Origin of the sequence: Prevotella dentalis DSM 3688, assembly GCF_000242335.1 — a bacterium.
Classification (GTDB): domain Bacteria; phylum Bacteroidota; class Bacteroidia; order Bacteroidales; family Bacteroidaceae; genus Prevotella; species Prevotella seregens.
In genome coordinates this window covers 567350-587429 of sequence record NC_019968.1, presented here as the reverse complement: position 1 = coordinate 587429, position 20080 = coordinate 567350, and the positions used below count along the sequence as shown (strand labels likewise).

The 20080-nt window shown below is 60.5% G+C and carries 15 protein-coding genes; 3 read left to right on the top strand and 12 right to left on the bottom strand.

The genetic code is table 11. The features are described from left to right. Positions 1-969: 969 nt before the first annotated feature. From PREDE_RS09610 to PREDE_RS09600, 3 genes are all read left to right on the top strand, one after another. Positions 970-4299: a TonB-dependent receptor gene (locus tag PREDE_RS09610; RefSeq protein ID WP_005846903.1), complete on the top strand. Its 3330-nt coding sequence runs from the start codon at positions 970-972 to the stop codon at positions 4297-4299. 22 nt (positions 4300-4321) lie between these two features. Continuing rightward, positions 4322-5842, top strand: a complete 1521-nt coding sequence (locus PREDE_RS09605) for a BACON domain-containing protein (RefSeq protein WP_005846901.1) — start codon at positions 4322-4324, stop codon at positions 5840-5842. A gap of 169 nt (positions 5843-6011) precedes the next feature. Beyond that, on the top strand, positions 6012-6344 hold the full coding sequence (locus PREDE_RS09600; protein WP_044127046.1) for a cupin domain-containing protein: 333 nt from the start codon (positions 6012-6014) through the stop codon (positions 6342-6344). Here PREDE_RS09600 and PREDE_RS09595 read toward each other — a convergent pair. The 12 genes from PREDE_RS09595 to PREDE_RS09540 all read right to left on the bottom strand — a co-directional run bounded on the left by PREDE_RS09595 (position 6341) and on the right by PREDE_RS09540 (position 19992). Continuing rightward, entirely contained in the window at positions 6341-8098 is a 1758-nt protein-coding gene (locus PREDE_RS09595; protein WP_005846897.1) for a M6 family metalloprotease domain-containing protein, read from the bottom strand. The two genes, PREDE_RS09600 and PREDE_RS09595, sit on opposite strands and share 4 nt — an antisense overlap. A gap of 25 nt (positions 8099-8123) precedes the next feature. Next, the gene (locus PREDE_RS09590) at positions 8124-8912 is read right to left on the bottom strand and encodes an EFR1 family ferrodoxin (protein WP_005846894.1); all 789 of its coding nucleotides are present in this window, start codon (positions 8910-8912) and stop codon (positions 8124-8126) included. Positions 8913-8939: 27 nt separating this feature from the next. After that, positions 8940-9542 (bottom strand): tetratricopeptide repeat protein, encoded by a 603-nt coding sequence (locus tag PREDE_RS09585; RefSeq protein WP_005846892.1) that lies wholly within the window; start codon positions 9540-9542, stop codon positions 8940-8942. Positions 9543-9546: 4 nt separating this feature from the next. After that, positions 9547-10788 carry a M64 family metallopeptidase gene (locus PREDE_RS09580; RefSeq protein WP_005846891.1) on the bottom strand — a complete coding sequence of 414 codons (1242 nt, stop codon included), beginning with the start codon at positions 10786-10788 and terminating at the stop codon, positions 9547-9549. A 91-nt stretch (positions 10789-10879) separates the two neighbouring features. Beyond that, on the bottom strand, positions 10880-11806 hold the full coding sequence (locus tag PREDE_RS09575) for a glucosaminidase domain-containing protein (RefSeq protein ID WP_005846889.1): 927 nt from the start codon (positions 11804-11806) through the stop codon (positions 10880-10882). Between the two features lie 536 nt (positions 11807-12342). After that, entirely contained in the window at positions 12343-13662 is a 1320-nt protein-coding gene (gene lpdA / locus PREDE_RS09570) for a dihydrolipoyl dehydrogenase (protein ID WP_005846886.1), read from the bottom strand. Then, complete coding sequence (gene gcvPB, locus PREDE_RS09565) at positions 13659-15059, bottom strand: aminomethyl-transferring glycine dehydrogenase subunit GcvPB (RefSeq protein WP_005846884.1); 1401 nt, start codon at positions 15057-15059, stop codon at positions 13659-13661. The genes lpdA and gcvPB overlap by 4 nt, the downstream gene beginning before the upstream one ends. Before the next feature lie 15 nt (positions 15060-15074). After that, a complete protein-coding gene (gcvPA, locus tag PREDE_RS09560; protein WP_005846882.1) occupies positions 15075-16415 on the bottom strand; it encodes an aminomethyl-transferring glycine dehydrogenase subunit GcvPA in 1341 nt (446 codons plus the stop codon). 19 nt (positions 16416-16434) lie between these two features. Further along, entirely contained in the window at positions 16435-16794 is a 360-nt protein-coding gene (gene gcvH / locus PREDE_RS09555; protein WP_005846880.1) for a glycine cleavage system protein GcvH, read from the bottom strand. 177 nt (positions 16795-16971) lie between these two features. Continuing rightward, on the bottom strand, positions 16972-18057 hold the full coding sequence (gene gcvT, locus PREDE_RS09550; RefSeq protein ID WP_005846878.1) for a glycine cleavage system aminomethyltransferase GcvT: 1086 nt from the start codon (positions 18055-18057) through the stop codon (positions 16972-16974). Between the two features lie 39 nt (positions 18058-18096). Continuing rightward, positions 18097-18807 (bottom strand): lipoate--protein ligase family protein, encoded by a 711-nt coding sequence (locus PREDE_RS09545; protein WP_005846876.1) that lies wholly within the window; start codon positions 18805-18807, stop codon positions 18097-18099. Between the two features lie 177 nt (positions 18808-18984). After that, complete coding sequence (locus tag PREDE_RS09540) at positions 18985-19992, bottom strand: LacI family DNA-binding transcriptional regulator (RefSeq protein ID WP_005846874.1); 1008 nt, start codon at positions 19990-19992, stop codon at positions 18985-18987. Positions 19993-20080 lie beyond the last annotated feature (88 nt).

The window sequence follows — 20080 nt, the reverse complement described above, 5'->3', positions numbered from 1 at the left end:
TCCGAATTATAAGAATTTAACAAAAAGGCTGCCGCCCGGATTTCGTGGTCCGATGCGGCAGCCCTGCCTCTATGTTCTACCTGTTGAGAAGTCTCTATGCACATCCGTAAGACCCGCCGCGGAGTAGCGCCTCGCCGTATATGCGCATGCAGGCGGCGTAGCTGCGCACCACTTTGGACCATACGTTTCTCATGTTGTTCATCAAATTTTTCATCTTTCTTTTCCTTTCTTTTCTTGGGGCACGCACGTGTGCCCGATGTTATCCTGCAATCTTCTTGCCTGTATATGTTCACTTTGTCGGGTGCAAAGGTAGGGCCATTCTTCGGTACGTGCAACAGTTTTGCCCGTTTTTCTGCTTTTTTCGGGGCCGAATTTGACGTGGGTCAACCCGCGGGGGCCCTGCGCTTGATATGGGTCAAGCCCCGCGGCCAATCTCCGGACGGCTGCCAACTTGTCGGTCTCCGCCTTGTGGTGAATCTTCGGACGCAGCCCCCTCGCCGCCGGTGCGGGCCGTCGTGGGCGGCATATATATAATAAGGTGTAGGTGCGCCGCGCCGCAATTGCGCCGTGGGGGCTCTGCGATTGCGCCGTATCCGCCCCGCGTTTACGCCGCAGCGGCCTTGCGTTTGCACCGTTGTCGCCTCGCGATTGCGCCGTGGCCGCCTCGCGATTGCGCCGTGGCCGTAGGACCATCTTGCCGCGGAGCCCCGCACCCGCCGCCGTGGCGGCCCGCACTTGCCACCGTGGCCGTAGGGCCGGCCGTGCCTGGAGGCGGTGGCAGGGCCGGCCGGAGCCCTGCGCACGCTCGTTTTCTGTCGCCAAGGCGGCTGTTTCAAAATAATTTCGCTTACGGCTTGTTTTTTAACGAAATGATAACATAATATTGAGATAATTTACTTAATTTTGCACAAGAAAGGTAAAAGACGGGGTCTCTGCCCCAAGGTTTTAATTTTAATTTAATATCATCTTATGCAGAAAAGATTGTTCTTTCTGATGGCCATGGTATTGATGTTTGCCGCATCAATGACGGCCCAGATCACAACTTCTGGTATCAATGGTAGGGTCACGGCCGGCGGCGAGGACGTCGTTGGAGCCACGATCGAGGCCATCCACACGCCTTCGGGCACGCGCTATCAGGCCGTGACCAATGCAAAAGGCATGTACACCATCAACGGCATGCGCCCCGGCGGCCCTTACGAGGTGCGCATCAGCTACATCGGCTACCAGACCAAGGATGTGAAAGGGGTCACCCTTCAGCTGGGCGAGACCTACAGCCTGAACAGCTCGCTCACCGAGGACGCGCAGCAGCTGGGCGAGATTGTGGTGTCGGCCAAGGCCACGAAGTTCACCACGGAGAAGACCGGCGCCTCGACAAACATCTCCAATGACCAGATGCTCAACATGCCGACCGTCAGCCGCAGCATCACCGACATCACCCGTCTTTCGCCCTACGGCGGCAACGGCATGAGCTTCGGCGGCACCGACGGCCGCACGGCCAACTTCACGGTAGACGGTGCCAGCTTCAACAACAACTTCGGACTGAGCAGCCGGCTGCCCGGCGGCGGCAACCCCATCTCCATCGACGCCATCCAGGAAATGCAGGTGGTGGTGTCGCCTTTCGACGTGCGCCAGACCAATTTCATCGGCGGCGGCGTGAACGCCATCACCAAGTCGGGCACCAATACCTACAAGGGAACGGCCTACATCTACCACCGCAACGAGCAGATGCGCGGCGACGCCGTGGACCATGAGGCCATTGCCGGCGCCCGCGAGACCGACCGCAGCACCACCTACGGCATGACCTTTGGCGGCCCCATCCTCAAGGACAAGCTCTTCTTCTTCGTCAACGGCGAGATGAGTGTCACGCCCACTGTGGTCAATCGTTGGCGCGGCTCCGAGAATGGAGTGGCCGATGCCGACAACTATGTGTCGCGCACCACGCTGTCCGACCTGCAGAAAGTGTCCGACTTTGTGAGGCAGAAGTACGGTTACGACACGGGCAGTTACACCAATTTCCCTGCCGATGAGAAGAACTACAAGCTGTTGGCCCGTCTCGACTGGAACATCAACAACATGCACCATCTGGCTTTCCGCTACAACTACACGAAGAATCGCGCCTGGAATTCGCCCAACGCCACGTCGATGGACGGCGGCTCGCGCGTGTCGGGCGCACGCCTCTCGCAGTATTCCATGGCCTATGCTAACACCATGTATGCCATGGACAACCTGGTGCATTCGTTCTCGCTCGACCTCAACAGCCGCTTCTCAGACAACCTGTCCAACCAGTTCTTGGCCACCTATTCCAAGCTCGACGACCTGCGTGCAAGCAACTCGAGCGAGTTCCCTTTCATTGATATTCTCAAGGACGGACAGGCCTACATCTCGCTCGGATACGAGCTCTTCACCTGGAACAACGCCGTGCACAACAAGGTGTGGAACGTCAAGGACGACCTTACCTACTATGCCGGCAACCACAAAATCATCGGTGGACTGAGCTTTGAGCACCAGATGGCCGACAATCAGTACATGCGCAACGGAACGGGCTACTACCGCTACGACTCGCTCGACGACTTCCTCAACGGGGGTACGCCCGAGATTGTGTGTCTCACCTACGGCTACAACGGCGTGGGCAACCCCGCCGCACGCGTGCAGTTCAACAAGGCCGGCGTCTACGCGCAGGACGAGTGGACCGTGAACGACCGCTTCAAGCTGACCTACGGACTGCGTCTCGATGGCCTCTTCTTCGACAACGGCGACCTGACAACCAACAAGGCCATCTACGAGCTGGACTACTTCGGCCGCCACATCGACACCGGCAAGTGGCCCTCGTCAAGCCTCACCGTGTCGCCCCGCGTGGGCTTCACCTGGGACGTGCTGGGCGACAAGAGCCTCAAGCTGCGCGGTGGTTCGGGCCTCTTCTCGGGCCGGCTGCCCCTCGTGTTCTTCACCAACATGCCCACCAATTCGGGCATGGTGCAGTACCAGGCACAGCTCAACGCCAGGACAAAAGTGTATGACGGCAAGAAGAAACAGACGCTCATGCCCTCGTACACCGGCCCCACCACGACCGATGCCGACGGCAGCCGGTACATTGACATGACGCAGTTTGCCGGCGGCCTCGTCACCGAGGGCGGGCAAGCCTCGGCCGCAGCCCTCTACAACAAGCTGGCCAGCCTGGGCTATCCCACGACCATCACCCCTGAGGAGGGCACCGTTCCCTCGGCCATCTCGGGCGTAGACCCCAAGTTCAAGATGCCGCAGGTGTGGAAAACGTCGCTGGCCGTGGACTACTCTTTCCCCGTGGGCTTCCCCCTCTCCATGACCGTCGAGGGCATTTTCAACAAGACAGTCTATGGCGTGATGCTGAGCGACTGGAGCGTGCCCAGCGTGGACGGCTTCGCCCGGCTCAATGGAGCCGACGCGCGTCCCCTGTTCCCCAAGGGCTTCCAGCGCAACGTGTCGGCCTACATGTTGGAGAACACTCACAAGGGCTACGGCTGGATCTTCAACGCCAGCGTGAACGCACGTCCCGTGGAGAGCCTCGAATTCATGGCCGCCTACACCCACACCGTGTCCAAGGAAATCACCGGCATGCCCGGCTCCAACGCCTCGTCCGTGCTCAACTACATGGCCACCGTGGACGGTCCCAACCACGTGAGGCTGCACAATTCGCAGTATGTCACGCCCGACCGCTTCGTGGCTTCCATCACCTCGCATGACAAGAGCGGCAACCACTACAGCCTCATCTACGAGACTTGGCGCGGCGGTTACAACTACTCTTACATGACAACCAACGACATGAACGGCGACGGCTACAACTATGATGCCATCTATGTGCCCACCGACGCCCAGGTGGCCAACAACGAATTCCGCTTCAAAACCGAGGACGACAAGGCTCGTTTCATGGACTATGTGCATGCCAACGGCTACCTGAAAGGCCGTCAAGGCAAGTATGCCGAGGCCTACAGCGTGTACAATCCCTGGGTGCACCGCATCGATTTCAGCTACAAGCACGACTTCAAGCTTAACGTGGCGAAGACCAAGCACGTGCTCCAGCTCAGCTTTGACATGAAGAATGTGCTCAACTTCTTCAACTCAAGCTGGGGCGTGATGAAGACGCTCAACCCCGAGATAGGCAACGAAGCCCGCATCCTCAACTACGAGGGTGTGGACGCCGACGGCTATGCCACTTTCTCTACGCCGAGCTCCATCAACGGCAACACCAAGACCTGGACCCCCAACCACGCCATCGGCCAGTGCTGGTACGCCTCCATCGGCATCAAGTACATGTTCAATTAATGTTTAAACCGAAGACTCAATCATGAAAATCAAACATATCATTCCGGCTCTGTTCGGGCTGCTGGCCATGCTGACGGGCTGCTCGGACGACTATGTAAAGGATGCGCTCGGAAACCTTCAGGTCTCTAAATCGTATGTGACCATCCCCGTCAAGGGTGGCGCAGATACCATCACCGTGACCGCTACGGGCGACTGGACGCTGGAGAAAGTGGTGTCCAAGGACGACTCCCTGAAGTGGCTCGGCATCTCGAAGGTTGCGGGGGCAGCCGGCGAAACCGAGCTCGTCTTCTCGGCTGCAGCCGAGCCTGGCGGGCGTGCCGGCGAGGTGCTGCTCCACTGCAACGGCCAGACGCAGCACCTGAACATCCAGCAGGGCGTGGTCAAACCGGCCGACGTGACCTGCGCCGAGGTGATTGCCGGACCCAACAACAAGAGCTATCGTGTGACGGGTATCTGTACAGGTATCTCCAATACCGTCTACGGCAACTGGTATCTCACCGATGCTACAGGCCAGATCTACATCTACGGCACGCTCGACGCCAAGAAGGCCGAGAAGAATTTTGCCAGCCTCGGCATCGAGGTGGGCGATGAAATTACCGTGACCGGCCCCAAGAAGACCTATGGAACAACCGTCGAACTGGTGAATGTCACCGTGGAGAAGATCAACAAGTCGCTCATCAAGGTGGACTCCACCGAGGTGGCCGGCACCGTGGGCAACACGTTGCCGCTCGAGGGCGGCGAGCTGGTGGCCCATCTTACGTGCAAGGGTCAGGGCGTGTCGGTCGGCATTCCCGAGGACGCCAAGGAGTGGCTCTCCATCTCTTCCATCAAGCAAAGCGGCACCACGGCCACCGTCATCTTCAAGGTTGTGGCCAATGCGGGCGGTGATCGAACCACTACCATCACCTTCAGCACCACCGATGGCAAGAAAGAATACTCGTCGACGGCCGAGCTTGTACAGAAAGGAGCCATTGTGGCCGCTACCGTGGCCGAGTTCAATGCCGCCCCGGTGGGCAACACGATGTACCGCCTGACGGGTGTCATCTCCAAGGTGGACGATGCCGCCAAGGGCCGTTTCCACATCAAAGACTTCTCCGGAGAGACCTATGTCTACGGTTTCCCGAACTTCCCGGCCACGGGCGCCAAGGAGGGAGACATCGTTACTCTCGTGGGCAAGCGCGGCCAATACAAGGAGGTTATTGAGATGCTCACACCCACGTTGGAGAAACTTCAGGCCGTTGCCGAGGTGTCGGTGGCCGAGTTCCTGACCAAGGCCGACGACCTGAACGTATATTATAAGGTGTCGGGCAAGGTGGCAAACATCAAGAATACCACCTACGGCAACTTCGATTTGGAGAGCGGCGACGCCAAGGTTTACGTCTACGGCTGCATGCCCGGCTATGGCGCTACGGGCGATGCAAAGAAGAATTTCCTCACGACGGCCGGCATTGCCGAGGGCGACGAAATCACGATGATAGGCTATAAAACGACCTATAAGGGTACGATTCAGATGGGCGGCGGCTTCTTCTTCTCGAAGAAGTAAGCCCGGCGAGCCGTCTGACACCGGAACCGGGTGGCCCGCAGGGCCGCCCGATACCGACAAACAAGAAAGTGGAAGCCCCTGCATGGAGTTTCCACTTTCTGATTGTCTTTGCAACTGCGCCGTGCAGACCCGCTGGGGCGACGGCCGGAAAGCTTTTAAAACAAACGTTATGATTATCGATTTCGACAAGATTCCAGAGACCTATGTCGAGGGTTTCAAGGGTGGGCAAGGCCGTCTCGACACCCGCAACTACGCAGACGACAAGGTGAAAATCATGTATTCCACGCTACGTCCCGGGGCTTCCAGCGGGCTGCACACCCACGAGGGCAACTGCGAGGTGGTGTTCGTCGTAAGCGGTGTGGCCACGTTCCACTACGACGGCACGGTGGAGGAGTGCCGCGCCGGCCAGTGCCACTATTGCCCGATGGGGCACAGCCACTACATGGAAAACCTGACCGACCACGACCTCGTCTACTTCGCCGTGGTGCCCGAGCACCGTTAAATCACGAACTTCTTGCCGCCGCGGATGTAGATGCCGTGGGGCAAACCCTCGGCCGAAGTGCCGACACAGCGGCCGTCGATGGTATAAATCTTGTCCGTCGACGGCCGTTTGTCGTCCGTGCGGCGGTCGATGCCGGTGGCGGCCACCCGTTTCAGGTAGTCGAAGTAGACGGCCCCGTCCTTGTAATTGATGTTGTAAATCGGTGTCTCGGCGGCCGCCGTCCACCACGCGCCGTTGGGCAAACCGCCGCCTTGGGCGAAGCTCGCGTCCTCCCTGAACAGGTCGCCGTGCAGGCTCTCGGCGTATTGCCGCGAGGTAATGCCGAATCCCGGCTTCTCGCTGTTGACGCGATAGCTGGTGAGCAGGGTGCCGTCGGCCGGCACAACAGTCATGCGCGGTGCGCCCACGGCGTTGTTCACAGTGTTGTTGGAGAGCATGAAGCTGTTGTCATAATTCACGTGATAGACGAGCAATCCGCGTGTTTGGGGGTTGTAGCTCGAGCCCACGCGGGCCATGCGCACGTTCCAACCCTTGTCCTCGAAGAGCTGGAGCACGTAGTATTCGCGGGCATTCGTGGGATTGACAACCTTTACGGCATGCCCGCCCTCGAAGATATTGGTGAGCCGGTACTGCCCGGCTTCGGTGATGGGGCGTATCTCTCCCCAGCCCATGGCCTCGCGCTCCCAGGCGGTGTAGGCCGTGGGACAGTAGCCGCGGTAGACGTATTCGCCGCTGTCCATCAGGCTCCAGTCCTCCATGCCCTGGTTGTCCATGCCCTGTGCCCTGCCCGCCGTGGGGTAGAAGTCGGGCAGACCGAGGCAGTGTGAGAACTCATGGCAGAAGAGTCCGATGCCGTTAATGCGCCTGATGGCCGTGGAGTCGGTGTGGTCTTCGTTGTAGATGTAGCCGTTGACACCCTCGTATCCCAGCAGCTCGTTGCTGATGCCGCAGCGGTTGATGCCCTTACCGTCGTACTTTTTGCCGCTCGATCCCCACATGGCCTTGGGCCACATGGTCTCCACCGGGCCGCCCGAACTCTGGCCATAACCGGCATAAATGACGTACACCAGGTCGATGTTGCCGTCGCCGTCGCCGTCGTATTGGGCAAGGTCCACGGAGTCGACCACGGCCGTGCAGGCGTCTGCCACGAGCTCAGAAGCGCGTTCATCCTGCCCGTTGTCACTGGTTCCGCCATAGTAAGCCATGTTTCGGGGCAGGGTGATGGGGCCGTAAATGTCGAACTGTGGCGCAAAGGCCGAGTCGCTTTGGGCCATGAAATACTGTCTCACGCTGCCGCGGTTGTACTGCTCGCCATGCCCCATGTCCACGGGCCCGGCGGGCGACGTGCTGTTGAGGTACTGGTCGAAGGAGGCCCGCGGGTTGGGCAGGGTGAAGGGCTGGTCGGGATATTGGGCCAGAATCACCGCGGCGCGGGGCGTCCCCGTGTGGGGAAAGAGGTTGGCTGCCGGGGCGATGGGCTCCCTGTGGCGGGCGGCCTTGCGGTGTGCGGCGGCGGCGCGGGTCTCGATTTGCTCGGCTGTGACGCCGGCCGGCTCGAAGTCGTTGCCCTTGCGGCGCAGCACGTTGCCCTGCAGATCGGTGTACCAATTGAAGTGTTCGTCGCCGTGGAGCACGACGGTAATCTGGCTTCCGTCGCTCTGTGTAAAGGTCATGGGGTAGGGCCAGGCCTTGCAGGCGTGCATGGCAGAGGCCGAGAACAGGCCGATGGCCAGGGTGAGAATGGTTTTCTTCATGTTGTTTTGGTGTTGGGGTAAGAGGTTAATGTGAAGTGTGTGGCCGGCCAAAGAAGTACTGGCCTTTGTGCCGCGTGCGCCGTCCGTACTCGATGGCGTGGTGCGGGCAGTGGTGGTAACAGGCAAAGCAGGTGAGGCACGAGCCGTCGTGCCGCCACCGGGGCTCGTGCCCCAAGCCGCCCACCACGTCGCCAACAGGGCATACGTCGGCGCAGATGCCGCACTTCACGCAGCGCGAACTGTCCACGCGAAAGGGCCCGTCGGTGATGAGACAGTGCACGAAGAAGCTGCCGAGGAGCCGCGAGTTGACGCGCGGCCAGCGGCCGACGTCGAGCCGGGGGCGGCTGCTGCGCCGGGCCACGATGTCGGCCGTGTAGGCTTTCAGCCGCGCGGCGGCCTCCTGCTGCTTGCGCTTCTCGTTGGCGGCGGTGTCCACATCCATGAACGGAAGTCCCACGTACGACTCGGGCATGAGCAGCGAGAAGACGGCGTCGAGCCCGATGCCGCGGGCCCGCAGGTCGGCCTCGAAGAGGCGCATGGTCTCCCCGATGGTGTCGCCCGCGGTGCAGAGGGCGTAGACATAGTGGCCCGCGGCCGCTTGCAGGCATAGCCTCTCCACGAAGCGGCGCACCGGTTGCGGCGGTCGCCATCCGTGGACGGGGAAGCAGAAGCCCACGCGCTCGCCCGGCTTCAGGTCGCAGACCACGGGTCCCGCCCGATGCTCGGACATGCAGACCAGCGTCTCGCCGGTGGCTTCGGCCAGCCGACAGGCCGCCCATTTGGTGTTGCCGGTGCCTGAAAAATAGAATATCATGCGGCAAAGTTACTAAAAATAAAGCATTTAGCCGTGCTTATTCTTTATTTTCTCGCAACACCCCTGAATCATGTTCCTGATTTGAGCCACGCGTGCAGTCTCTTCGGGCCGGTACCGGCGGTAGTACACCAGAGCGTTCTGGAAGTGGTCGAGAGCCGCTATCCAGTCCTCCCGGTACATGTAAATGAAGCCCTCCCGATAGTACGCATCGGCCTTTTCATTGTCCTGACAGAGCGTCAACATCTGTTCGTACAGGGGCAGGGCACGGTCGTATTGTTGCAGTTGGAAGTGGCTCTCGGCGGCCGCGTAGCAGTAGAACGACCGCTCTTGGGGGGCAAAAGCCGAGAGGCGGGGTATGACGGAGTCGAGGCAAGCGGCGGCTTCTGCATACGCCCAGGCGTAGTAATGGCACACGCCCAGGTAGGCGCGGAAGCGCGGATTGAGCCTGTAGCGACCGTCGAGCCGCTGGAGAATGAGGCGTGCCTCGTGGTACTTGCCGCTTTGAAAATAGTCGATGGCACGGCCCAGCTGCTCGCTGTCTGCCGTCTGTGCCCGGGCCGGGACGGCGGCAGACAGCAGCAGAACCGCTGCCACGAGGGCGGCACGCAGCCGGCGGCACTGGCTGTGCATGGGCTTATCGGGTGTAGAAGTCGATGAGCGCCTGCAGGGCTTGGCGGCAGGCGGGGCAGAACTCGGGTGTCTCGTTGGTGCGCATGCGGCAGTCTTCATAGGCCCGGTAGACGCCCTTGAGCTTGTAGCCGGCCCCCTCGTAGAAGCCCGCCGCCTTGTCTTTGCCGAGCAGATTTTCCCACTTGTCGCGGAAGTCCACGCGCGTGGTGATATTCTTTTCCCAGGGTTCCACGTCGAGCGGGTAGAGGTCCACGGGCTCGGCGTCGTAGGCATACTCGTCGGCCAGCCCGGCAAAGCTGTGTCCAAACTCGTGCACCACCACGGGCTTGGCCCACGCGTTGCGGGTGGTCGAGAGGATGTAGGAGTTGAGAATGCCGCCGCCGCCGTAGCCGTCGGAGTTGACCAGCACCAGAATGTGCTCGTAAGGCGTGCCGGCCAGCAAGTCGTGCATGTCCTTGAGGCGCGACGTGGTGAGGTACCGCTCGCTGTAATTGGTGTACCAGTGGGAGTGGAGGGCCGTGTTTTTCCAGATGCCCTTGCCGGGGTTGCTGGCGCCGCTCTCGGCCGACGGCGACTTCACGGCCACAATGTTGAACCTGCTGCGCGAGCTCTTGAAGGGCTCGTGCTCGAACAATGCCTCCATGGCGGCCCGCGCATCGGCGATGAAAGCGCCCATCTCCTCGGCCCGATAACCCTCGGCCAGATAGGCCAGGTGGATGCAGTTGGCGGTGTCGGCAGCCTGTTGCAGCAACTCGTAGGGCGTGACGCCGTGCTGCCCGATGGGGCGTATCAGGATGTCGGTGGGCACCACCTGGTGGGTGAGCCGGGCGCACACCTGCCGCCGGTTGTCGCGCAAGTCGACGGTTACGTCGGCCGTATCTCTGGGCATGGGCACCAGAAACACGTTCTCGAACGCCTTGGTGGTGTGCAGGGCTTCGGGTTCTTGCTGCCATTCCTGGAAGAGAGTGGAGAACGAGTTGCGGTAGATCACCCGGCCCGTGCGGTGGTCGCGCACGGTGATCTGCCCGTTGCCCTCCACGGGCACCTCGGCGAGCCGTCTGCGTTTGCCGTACCAGCGGGGCTCCACCATCAGCTCGTCGAGGGCCAGATGCTGGGTGTTGCGGTCGCCGGAGAAGATGTAGTCGATGCGCAAGGTCTTGTCCTGGAAGTAGCGGTCGAAGTCTTGCGCCGTGGCCCCGACGGTTGTCAGGAGCAGCATGGCCATGCAGAGGATGAGCTTTCTCATGGGTGGTTGGTGTGGTGTGATGGGTTGATGGTCTGTCAAAGTGGAGTTCGGGGGTTGCGGCCTCCGGGCTGCCGGCGTTGCGGCGGGTGGCTCAATACACGCGCAGCCGGTCGCCCACGCGTATCTGATAGTCGGGCGTGAGGTGGTTTTTCTTGTACAGGCTCTTCAGTCTGATGCCGTACAGCTGGGCAATGGAGTACATGCTCTCGCCCGGCCGGACGGTGTGCGGCCTACGCTTGAACGCCTTGTCGGCCCGCTTCTGTTTCTTTTTCAGATAGATGATGTCGCCCTCGTGCAGCACGTCCTTGTAGCCGCGCTCGTTGTATCTGGCAATCCTTCGGCCCGAGAGATCGGTCTCCTTGCCGATGGACTTGAACGTGTCGCCCTCGCGTGCCACCATGTAATAGTTCTTGTTGTATATCTTGATGGGGTGCAGGCGGCCGCCGCTCTGGGCCGGTTGGTCTATGCCCGACCGCCGTGCCAGGAACTTGTCGTAGGACCGTGCCTGGTCGTACTGGTGCAGACCGTACAGTTCTATAATCTCGATGAGCTTCTGGGCGTAGCGCGGGTTGGTGGCGTAGCCGCAGTCTTTCAGGCCCTGCGCCCAGCCGCGGTAGTCGCCGGGGCTGAGGCTGAACAGGCGGGCGTAGCGCGCATTGCCCGAGAGGAAGCGGCTGTGGTCCTCGTAGCTCTGGCGTGCATTGTCGTAGGCGCGGAAGCATTCGCCCACGGCATCGTCGTCCTGCGCGATGGTGCGGCCCGTCCAGCCATGGCACTTGATGCCGAAATGGTTGTTTCCCCGCGTGGCCAGGTCGCTCAGTCCGGCCCGGCTTTCAAACACGCCTTGGGCCAGAGTGATGCTTGCCGGGATGCGGTAGCGCAGCATTTCCTCGATGGCCAAGTCCTTGTACTGGTCGAAATAAAGCTGGTATTGCTGGTTCCACTTCATCTGGGCGCGGGCGGGCAGCAGGGCGCAGACGAAGCCAATGGTGCATAAGAGTTGTTTCAGATGGTGCATGCCTTCTCGGTGTTGACGGGAATCTTTCTCGCCCGTAACGGGTCGTGGGCCCTTTTGCCGTGGGCGTTCCTCCCGTTTTTGACGGGTTTTGCAAAGATACGAAAATAGTGAAACAATCAGGGAGAAAGCCCCCTTTTTAACGTTTTCGGCCTTGCCGGAACCTGTTGTGAGGGTTCCGGCAAGGCCGAAAGCAGGGTTGTGGCATGTGAAAGCAGGGATTATGGCAAGGCGATTATGGCGTAATCGCCCTGCGTTTACGCCGTCGCCGCGTTGCGTTTACGCCGTCGCCGCGTTGCGTTTACGCCGTCGCCGCGTTGCGATTACGCCGCAATGGTTTGGCCTTTGCGGCACGATGGTTGGCCGGGGACGGTGCCACGCCCATTATTTTAGGCCACAGAAGCGCACAGATGCCCACGGATAGGCATCTGCATGCACGCGCCATCGAGCGGACAAGACACCCGAACCCAATCGGCAAAACACATGAATGCAGTGTACAAAACGGGTGAGCGGGCGGTGCGAAAGGGTATTGGAAACCCTCAATGCCGGGCGGCATCGAGCAGGATTTCGTTGAGCGTGGGGTGGATGTGTACGATGTCGGCCAGCCGTTGGCGGGTGATGCCGAGGCTCATCAGGGCCGCCACCTCCTGCACCAAGGCGGCCGCGTCGGCCCCGAGCACGTGGCATCCGATGATGCGGTCGTCGGCATCGCAGATGATTTTGGCCAGCCCCTCAGTCTGTTCGGTGGCCTGTGCCCGTCCGTTGGCCCGGTAGACGGCCTTGTGGCAGGCGTAGTCCAGCCCCGCCTCCTTGCACGCTTCCTCGGTGAGTCCCACGGCGGCGGCCTCGGGTTGGGTGAACACGGCGGCCGGCATCACGTCGAGCCGTATCGCGTCCCGACGGCCCATGATGTGGTTTACAGCGCGCATTCCTTGGAACGTTGCGGCGTGGGCCAGCATCTGCCGGCCGTTCACGTCGCCCACGGCATAGATGCCCGGCACGGTGGTCTGCAGGTTGTCGTCGGTGGTGATGCCGGCCGGAGTGACGCCGATGGCCGTGCACTCCAGCCCGAGCCCCTCGGTGCGGGGCCGCCGGCCCGTGGCCACGAGGATGGCGTCGGCCCGCAGCCGCACCTCCGTCTGCTTCTTGGCATCGAGCCATACCACGTTGTCGCCCTCGACACGCTGCACCGCAGCCCCCATGCAGAAGCGTATGCCCTGCTTGTCGAGCGCCTTGCGCAGACGGCGAGCCAGCTCTCCGTCCATGGTGGGCAGGCACTCCTTGAGATACTCCACCACCGTGACCTCGCAGCCGAAGGCGGCAAACACCGAGGCCATTTCCAGGCCGATGACGCCGGCTCCGATGATGCAAAGCGAGGCGGGAAGCTCTTGGCGGGAGAGCAATTGCTCGGAGGTGACCACGCGTGGGCTCCGCTCTCCCGCGCCCAGTCCGGGCACGGGGGGCATGCGTGCCTCGGAGCCCGTGGCGATGATGACGTGGCGGGCCTCGATGTGCTCGGGGCCCACGCAGACGGTGCGGTCGGCGACGAACCGGGCATGGCCCCTGACGAGCCGGATGCCGGGCTGCTGCAACAGTCCCTCCACACCCTGCCGCAGGGTCTCCACCACGCTGTCCTTGCGGGCCATGGCGGCGGCAAAGCGGGCCGCCTTGTCGGTGGCAGCGACGGCCAGCCGGGCGTCGTGCACGAGCGATTTGGTGGGAATGCAGCCGCAGTTGAGGCAAGTGCCGCCGGCCAGCCGCTCCTCCACGACGGTCACCTCGCGGCCCAGACGTGCGGCGTAGGCCGCCGTTTCGTAGCCGCCCGGGCCGCTGCCGATGATGAGAATGTCGGTGTTCATGGTTCTGTGGGTTGGGTTTCGGGATAGGTGAGCACGGGCTCGCGGGCCGCCAGCACGTCGTCCACGCGCGAGATGGGGGCCGTGTGCGGGGCCGTCTTCACCACCTCGGGCGACTCGATGGCCTCGCGGGCTATCTGCCGCATGACGGCGATGAAGCGGTCGATGGTCTCCAGACTCTCGTTCTCGGTGGGCTCAATCATCATCGCCTCGTGGAACAACATGGGGAAATAGATGGTCGGGGCATGGAAGCCGAAGTCGAGCAGGCGCTTCGCCACGTCCATTGTGGTGACGCCGGTCGACTTGTCGCGCAGGCCGTCGAACACGAACTCGTGCTTGCACAGCCCGCCGATGGGCAGCTCGTAGACGTCGCGCAGGCTCTCCTTGATGTAGCTGGCGTTGAGCGTGGCCAGCGGCCCCACCTGCCCGATGTGCTCCCGGCCCAGCGTGAGCAGGTAGGCCAGGGCGCGCAGCTCCACGAGGAAGTTGCCGTGGTAGGGGTTCACCGTGGGGAAGAAGGGCTCCAGATCGCGGCGCACGCCCACGGGCCCGCTGCCCGGTCCGCCGCCTCCATGGGGCGTGGAAAAGGTCTTGTGCAGGTTCACGTGCAGCACGTCGAAGCCCATGTCGCCCGGCCGGCACACGCCGAGCAGCGGGTTCAGGTTGGCCCCGTCGTAGTACATCAGTCCGCCACAGGCGTGCACGCGCTCCACGATGTGCACGATGCGGTGCTCGAAAAGGCCCAGCGTGTTGGGGTTGGTCATCATCATAGCCGCCACGGTGTCGTCGAGTTTGGTCTCGAGGTCGGCCGTGTCGACGGTGCCGTCGGGCAGACTTTTCACCTCGACCACCTCCAGTCCGCACACGGCTGCCGAGGCAGGGTTGGTGCCATGGGCCGAATCGGGCACGAGCACCTTGGTGCGGCCCGTGTCGCCCCGGCTCTCGTGGTAGGCGCGAATCACCATCAGCCCCGTGAGCTCGCCGTGGGCGCCGGCGCAGGGCTTCAGCGTGAAGGCGTCCATTCCTGTCACTGCCGCCAGCAACCGGCACAGCAGTTTCTCGGCTTGTAGCGCACCCTGCACGGTGGCGTCGGGCTGCAGCGGGTGCAGGTTTTGGAACTCGCGGCGGGCGGCCGTCTCGTCGTTGATCTTGGGATTGTACTTCATCGTGCACGACCCCAGCGGGTAGAAGCCGTTGTCCACGCCGAAGTTGTTGCCGCTGTGGTTGGTGTAATGCCTCACGACGGTGGGCTCGTCGCACTCGGGCAGACTGGCTGCCCGCCCGCGGCATGCCTTGGCGGGCAGCTCGTGGCGGGGAAATTCCGACGCGGGCAGACTGTAGCCCACGCATCCCGGACGGCCGAGCTCGAAGATGAGATGCGAATATAGTTTGTTGTTCATAGTGCTCCTCCTTATTTATATATGTGGTGCCGGTGCGGCCTCGGGCACGAGGCCCACGAGCGTGTCGGCCTCTTGGCGGGTGCGTTGCTCGGTGACGGCCAGCATCACCACGTCGTCGGCCACGCGCACGCCGCCGAAGAAACCGGCGTCGAGCCACCGCTGTTGCAGGGCCTCGAGGTCGCCGTCGTAGCGCAGGCAGAACTCGTTGAAAAACTCGCGGCCGGGGAAAGCCTCGCTGAAGCGGCCCGTGGACAGCAGCGCACGGTGCAGGTAGTGGGCGCCGTCGCAGCCTGCCTGGGCCGCCTCGCGCAGTCCCTGCTTGCCCATGAGGGCCATGTAGATGGTGGCCCAGAGGGCCATGAGGCTCTCGTTGGAGCAGATGTTGGACATGGCTTTCTGCCGTCGGATGTGCTGTTCGCGGGCCTGCAGGGTGAGCACGTAGGCGCGCCGGCCGTCCTGATCGACGGTCTGCCCCACGATGCGCCCCGGCATCTTGCGCATGTGTTTCTCCGTGGTGCAGAGATAACCCAGGTAAGGACCGCCCCAGGCCATGGGCAGTCCGAGGCTCTGGGCCTCGCCCACGGCGATGTCGGCTCCCCATTCTCCGGGGGTCTTGAGCAGGGCCAGGTCGGCCGCCACGCTGTTGACGATGAACAGGGCCTTGGCCGCATGGCAGGCGTCGGCCGCATCGTCGAAGTCCTCGATGATGCCGTAACGGTTGGGTTGCTGCACGATAACGCCCGCCGTGGGCTCCTGGGCCAGCAGCGAGGGCAGGGTGGAAAGGTCGGCGGCGCCGTTGTGCTGGGGAATGATGTCGAGCCGGATGCCATGGAAGCGGGCATAGGTCTGCACCACTTGCATCACTTTCGGGTCTATCGTCTCGGCCACGAGCACGCGCCTTGACTTGCGGGCGATGCCGCAAGCCATCATCGCAGCCTCGGCCGTGGCCGTGGCGCCGTCGTACATCGAGGCGTTGGACACGTCCATTCCGGTGAGCCGTGCCATCATCGTCTGGTACTCAAAGATGTAGTGTAATGTGCCTTGCGAGATCTCGGCTTGGTAGGGCGTGTAGCTCGTGAGATACTCCGAGCGGCTCACAATCTGGGGTATTACAGCCGGGATATAATGGTCGTAGACGCCGGCTCCAGCAAAGCAGGTCTTCACGCTGTTGGCTGCACACAGGCCGTCGAAGAAGCGGCGCACCTCCGTCTCGCTCATGGCGGCGGGCAGGTCGTAGGCGCCTTGCAGCCTCACCTCCCGTGGCACGTCGGCGTAGAGCTCGTCCATCGAGCCCACGCCCACCACTGCCAACATGCGCTGGATGTCGGCATCGGTGTGTGGAAAATACTTGAACATAGGCGTTTGGCGGTTGGGGTTACTGCACGGTGGCCAGATAATCCTCCTCGTTCATCAGGGCGTCGAGCTCCGAAAGGTCGGCGAGCTTCACCTTGATGAGCCAGTTGGCGGCGGCGTCCTCGTTGATGAGGGCGGGGCGGTCGGCCAGCGCGTCGTTCACTTCGACCACTGTTCCGCTCACGGGCGAGGTGAGGTCACTGGCGGCCTTCACGCTCTCCACGGCGCCGAAGTCCTCTCCGGCCGTCACCTCGTCGTCCACTTCGGGCATGTCTACGTAGACAATGTTGCCCAAAGCTTTCTGTGCATAGTCGGTGATTCCGATGTATCCAAACTCTCCTTCCACGCGCACGTATTCGTGTGATTCGCTGTAATAAGTCATGATGATGTATTTTTAGGTTTAAAATAGGGTTGTTGTCGGGGGATGGCGAACGCTTGTTTCAAGCGTGCGGGGCGGCCCGTAGGCCGGCCCCTACACCTATACCTGACAGGAGGTGATAGGTGGGGATAGGCTGTTATAAGGGTGATGGGCTGTTATGGGGTAGGTGGGGGTGGGCTGTTACTTCTTGTAATGCTTCTCGTAGAACTTCTTTTTGACGATGGTGCCGGGGAAGAGCTTCTTGCGGATTTGCACCTCCACGCGGTCGCCGAGCTGCAGACGGCTGTCCACTAAGGCCACGGCACAGCTCTTGTCCACGGAGATAAGGCGGTAGCCGGTGGTCACCTCGCCCACCTCCTGGCCGTCGGCCATCACCTTGTAGCCGTGGCGCGGCACAGCGCGGTCGTCGATCTCGATGCCGCGCAGACGGCGGGCCACGCCCTCGGCTTTCTGCCGCACGAGGGCTTCGCGGCCGATAAACTCAGGCTTGTCGAGCTTGCAGAACATGCCGAGACCCGCCATGACGGGCGAGATGTCGGGCGAGAGCTCGTCGCCGTAGAGCGGCAACCCCACCTCGAAGCGCAGCGTGTCGCGGCAGCCCAGGCCGCAGGGCGTGCATCGGTGGCTGTCCATGAGCCGATCCCACTGGGCCACAATGAAAGCGTGGGAGCCATAGATCTCGAACCCGTCCTCGCCCGTGTAGCCTGTTCGGCTCACGATAACGGTCTCGCCCGCGGCCTCAAGGGTCTTCGCCGTGTAGAACGAGAGCTCGCGGCAGGGCAGTGCAAGCACCTGCTCCATCACCTCTTCGGCCTCAGGTCCCTGCACGGCCAGCTGGCCGTAGCGGTCGGAAGCGTGGTCGAGCACCACGTCAAACCCCTCGGCATGGCGGCGCATCCACTCCACGTCTTTGTCGATATTGGCTGCATTGATAACGATAAAAAACTCCTCGTTGCCCATCTTGTAGACCAGCAAATCATCCACGGTGCCGCCGCCGGGATAGAGCATCATGCCGTAGAAAATCTGGTAGAGGGGGGCGCCCGACACGTCGTTGGTGAAGATGTGGTTCACGTATCGCTCGGCGTCGCGGCCGCGCACCACCACCTCGCCCATGTGCGACACGTCGAACACGCCGCAGTGCCGGCGCACGGCCTGGTGCTCGTCGATGATGGATGAATACTGTATGGGCATGTCGAATCCGCCAAAGGGCTGGATGAGCGCACCCATGGCCTGGTGGCGCTCGTAGAGACAGGTTCGTTTGTTCATATAGGGACAGGTTTGGATTGTTGCTTCGTGCCGGTGCGTCTACTTGCCGTAGATGAACTGCGGGTCGAGGTATTCGCGTTCGATGAGGCGGATGCCGTCCTCGTCGGCCTCGGTGAGGCAGTGGGTTTTGTCGCAGATGGTGTTGCGCAGGCTCCGTTTGATGTCTTCGAGCGAGAGCGTAGTGTAGTCCTTGAGCAGGGTGATGCGCTGGGCCACGCTCTGCACACCGTTCTTGTCGAGCTTCTGTTTGCCGGGCGTGATGGCGCGTGTCATGTGCTCCATGCGCGTGTCGTAGAGCAACGTGCCGTGGGCAATGGTGCGGCCGGGGAGGTGCCAAATGGCGTTGCCTGATATTTTATGGCCGCCCAGCATCACGTCATTATGGTCGTTGCGCACGGCAGGAATGCCGATGCGCTGCAGGGCCGCGGTGAGCAGAGCAAGGTAATGGTCGAAGGCCTCGGTGAGGTCGTCCTCGCGCGTGATGTAGGAGAGCATCACGTTGCTCATGTCGGCATACACGCATCCGCCACCGCTCTTGCGCCTGAACACGTCGATGCCCTCGGTGCGGCAGTAGGCCAGATCCACCTCGTTCTCAGCCACTTGGTTGCGTCCGAAGATGACAGTGGGCTCCACTTGCCACATGAAAAAGCAGTCCTCGCCCGCATAGACGCTGCGGGCTACGTATTCCTCCATGGCGAGATAGAAGCTGAGCCGGTGGGTCGCGGTTGTTTTCAGGTCAATATATATCATGGTCGTAGCAGTTTCGTAGGGTTTTTATCTGCGTGCAAACATACGAATTTTATTTTAGATTCATACGATTTTTATGAGAAAAAACACGGAAACGTCTCAAATAATTGATTGTCGAGAGGAATGTGGGCAGTCAGTGAAATTCGGGCAAAATCTGACAACTTTCATATCGAAGCCAAGCTAAAGTATTCTCACAGAGTTGCGTATGATAAGTTCAGGACTCAGTAGAATCTGCCTGTTGGCTTTTACTTTCTTTTCTATTTCATCCTGTATCATGTCAAATGCGATGATTCCTATTTCTTGTATAGGTTGGATTACACGCGTTATGGCAGGCTCAAGGTAGTCTAAGAAGATGTTGTCATCGAAAGAAACCATTGAGACTTGTTCTGGTATATGTCTTTTATTTTCTTTCAGCGCTTTCATGGCTCCCAGAAGAATGGTGTTGCTGGTGGAAAAAATGGCCGTTGGTTGGTAATCTGACGCCAGACATATTTGTGTTTCAATATATCCATTCATCAGCGAGAAATCTTTTCCTTTGACATTGATGTTTCCCTCATTCCCAAATTCTTTCATGGCATCTTGATAGCCACGTACACGCTCTTTCGTGGTGATGGAATTGCTTTCTCCTGCCAGGCACAAGATGTTTCTGTGCCCAGCTTCAAGCAGTAATCGGGTTGCTCGATAGCCGCCTTCATAGTTGTTCGTGGAAACATAAGGTAAAGTGGTGTCGGCAAAATATCGATCAATAAGAATCAGTGGGACTGATGGTTGGTATGCCGCCTTCAGCCGTTTGCCGTTGCTGCCAGTTGGAACAAGGATGATTCCGTCCATATTGTGCGAGTAGGCATTCTCGATGGACTCCATCTCTATGTCTTCGTTTTCAAAGGTATTCATAACATTGATGAAATACCCTTTTTCTTTTGCCTCTTCGATGATTACACCTGCAATGTTTGCAAAAAAAGGATTTACAATGTTAGGTATGACTAAAGCGATGGTATAAGATGCCTTTTTGCGCAACATTTGTGCAGCGAAATTGGGCCTGTAGCCACATTTTTGTGCTTCTTCAATAATTTTGGTAACCGTATCCGGGTTGATGCGGTATTGTTCACCCTTGCCTGACAGTGCCCTGGAGATAGTAGTTTTAGACAAATCAAGCCGTTTGGAAAGAGATTCAAGAGTTTCTTTCATCTTGTTAAAAGTATAGAGTACAAATTTACTAATTCTAATTTATAATTCATAGACAACGCATGACTTCTTCTGAAACACAGAGTTAATG

Excerpts from the sequence above, each read along its gene's own strand:
- PREDE_RS09575 (WP_005846889.1), bottom strand. The coding sequence starts at position 11,806 with ATGCACCATCTGAAACAACTCTTATGCACCATTGGCTTCGTCTGCGCC.
- PREDE_RS09540 (WP_005846874.1), bottom strand. The coding sequence starts at position 19,992 with ATGAAAGAAACTCTTGAATCTCTTTCCAAACGGCTTGATTTGTCTAAA.
- PREDE_RS09605 (WP_005846901.1), top strand. The coding sequence starts at position 4,322 with ATGAAAATCAAACATATCATTCCGGCTCTGTTCGGGCTGCTGGCCATG.
- PREDE_RS09610 (WP_005846903.1), top strand. The coding sequence starts at position 970 with ATGCAGAAAAGATTGTTCTTTCTGATGGCCATGGTATTGATGTTTGCC.
- gcvT (WP_005846878.1), bottom strand. The coding sequence starts at position 18,057 with ATGAACAAACGAACCTGTCTCTACGAGCGCCACCAGGCCATGGGTGCG.
- PREDE_RS09595 (WP_005846897.1), bottom strand. The coding sequence starts at position 8,098 with ATGAAGAAAACCATTCTCACCCTGGCCATCGGCCTGTTCTCGGCCTCT.
- PREDE_RS09585 (WP_005846892.1), bottom strand. The coding sequence starts at position 9,542 with ATGCACAGCCAGTGCCGCCGGCTGCGTGCCGCCCTCGTGGCAGCGGTT.
- PREDE_RS09545 (WP_005846876.1), bottom strand. The coding sequence starts at position 18,807 with ATGATATATATTGACCTGAAAACAACCGCGACCCACCGGCTCAGCTTC.
- gcvH (WP_005846880.1), bottom strand. The coding sequence starts at position 16,794 with ATGACTTATTACAGCGAATCACACGAATACGTGCGCGTGGAAGGAGAG.
- PREDE_RS09590 (WP_005846894.1), bottom strand. The coding sequence starts at position 8,912 with ATGATATTCTATTTTTCAGGCACCGGCAACACCAAATGGGCGGCCTGT.
- lpdA (WP_005846886.1), bottom strand. The coding sequence starts at position 13,662 with ATGAACACCGACATTCTCATCATCGGCAGCGGCCCGGGCGGCTACGAA.
- gcvPA (WP_005846882.1), bottom strand. The coding sequence starts at position 16,415 with ATGTTCAAGTATTTTCCACACACCGATGCCGACATCCAGCGCATGTTG.
- PREDE_RS09600 (WP_044127046.1), top strand. The coding sequence starts at position 6,012 with ATGATTATCGATTTCGACAAGATTCCAGAGACCTATGTCGAGGGTTTC.
- PREDE_RS09580 (WP_005846891.1), bottom strand. The coding sequence starts at position 10,788 with ATGAGAAAGCTCATCCTCTGCATGGCCATGCTGCTCCTGACAACCGTC.
- gcvPB (WP_005846884.1), bottom strand. The coding sequence starts at position 15,059 with ATGAACAACAAACTATATTCGCATCTCATCTTCGAGCTCGGCCGTCCG.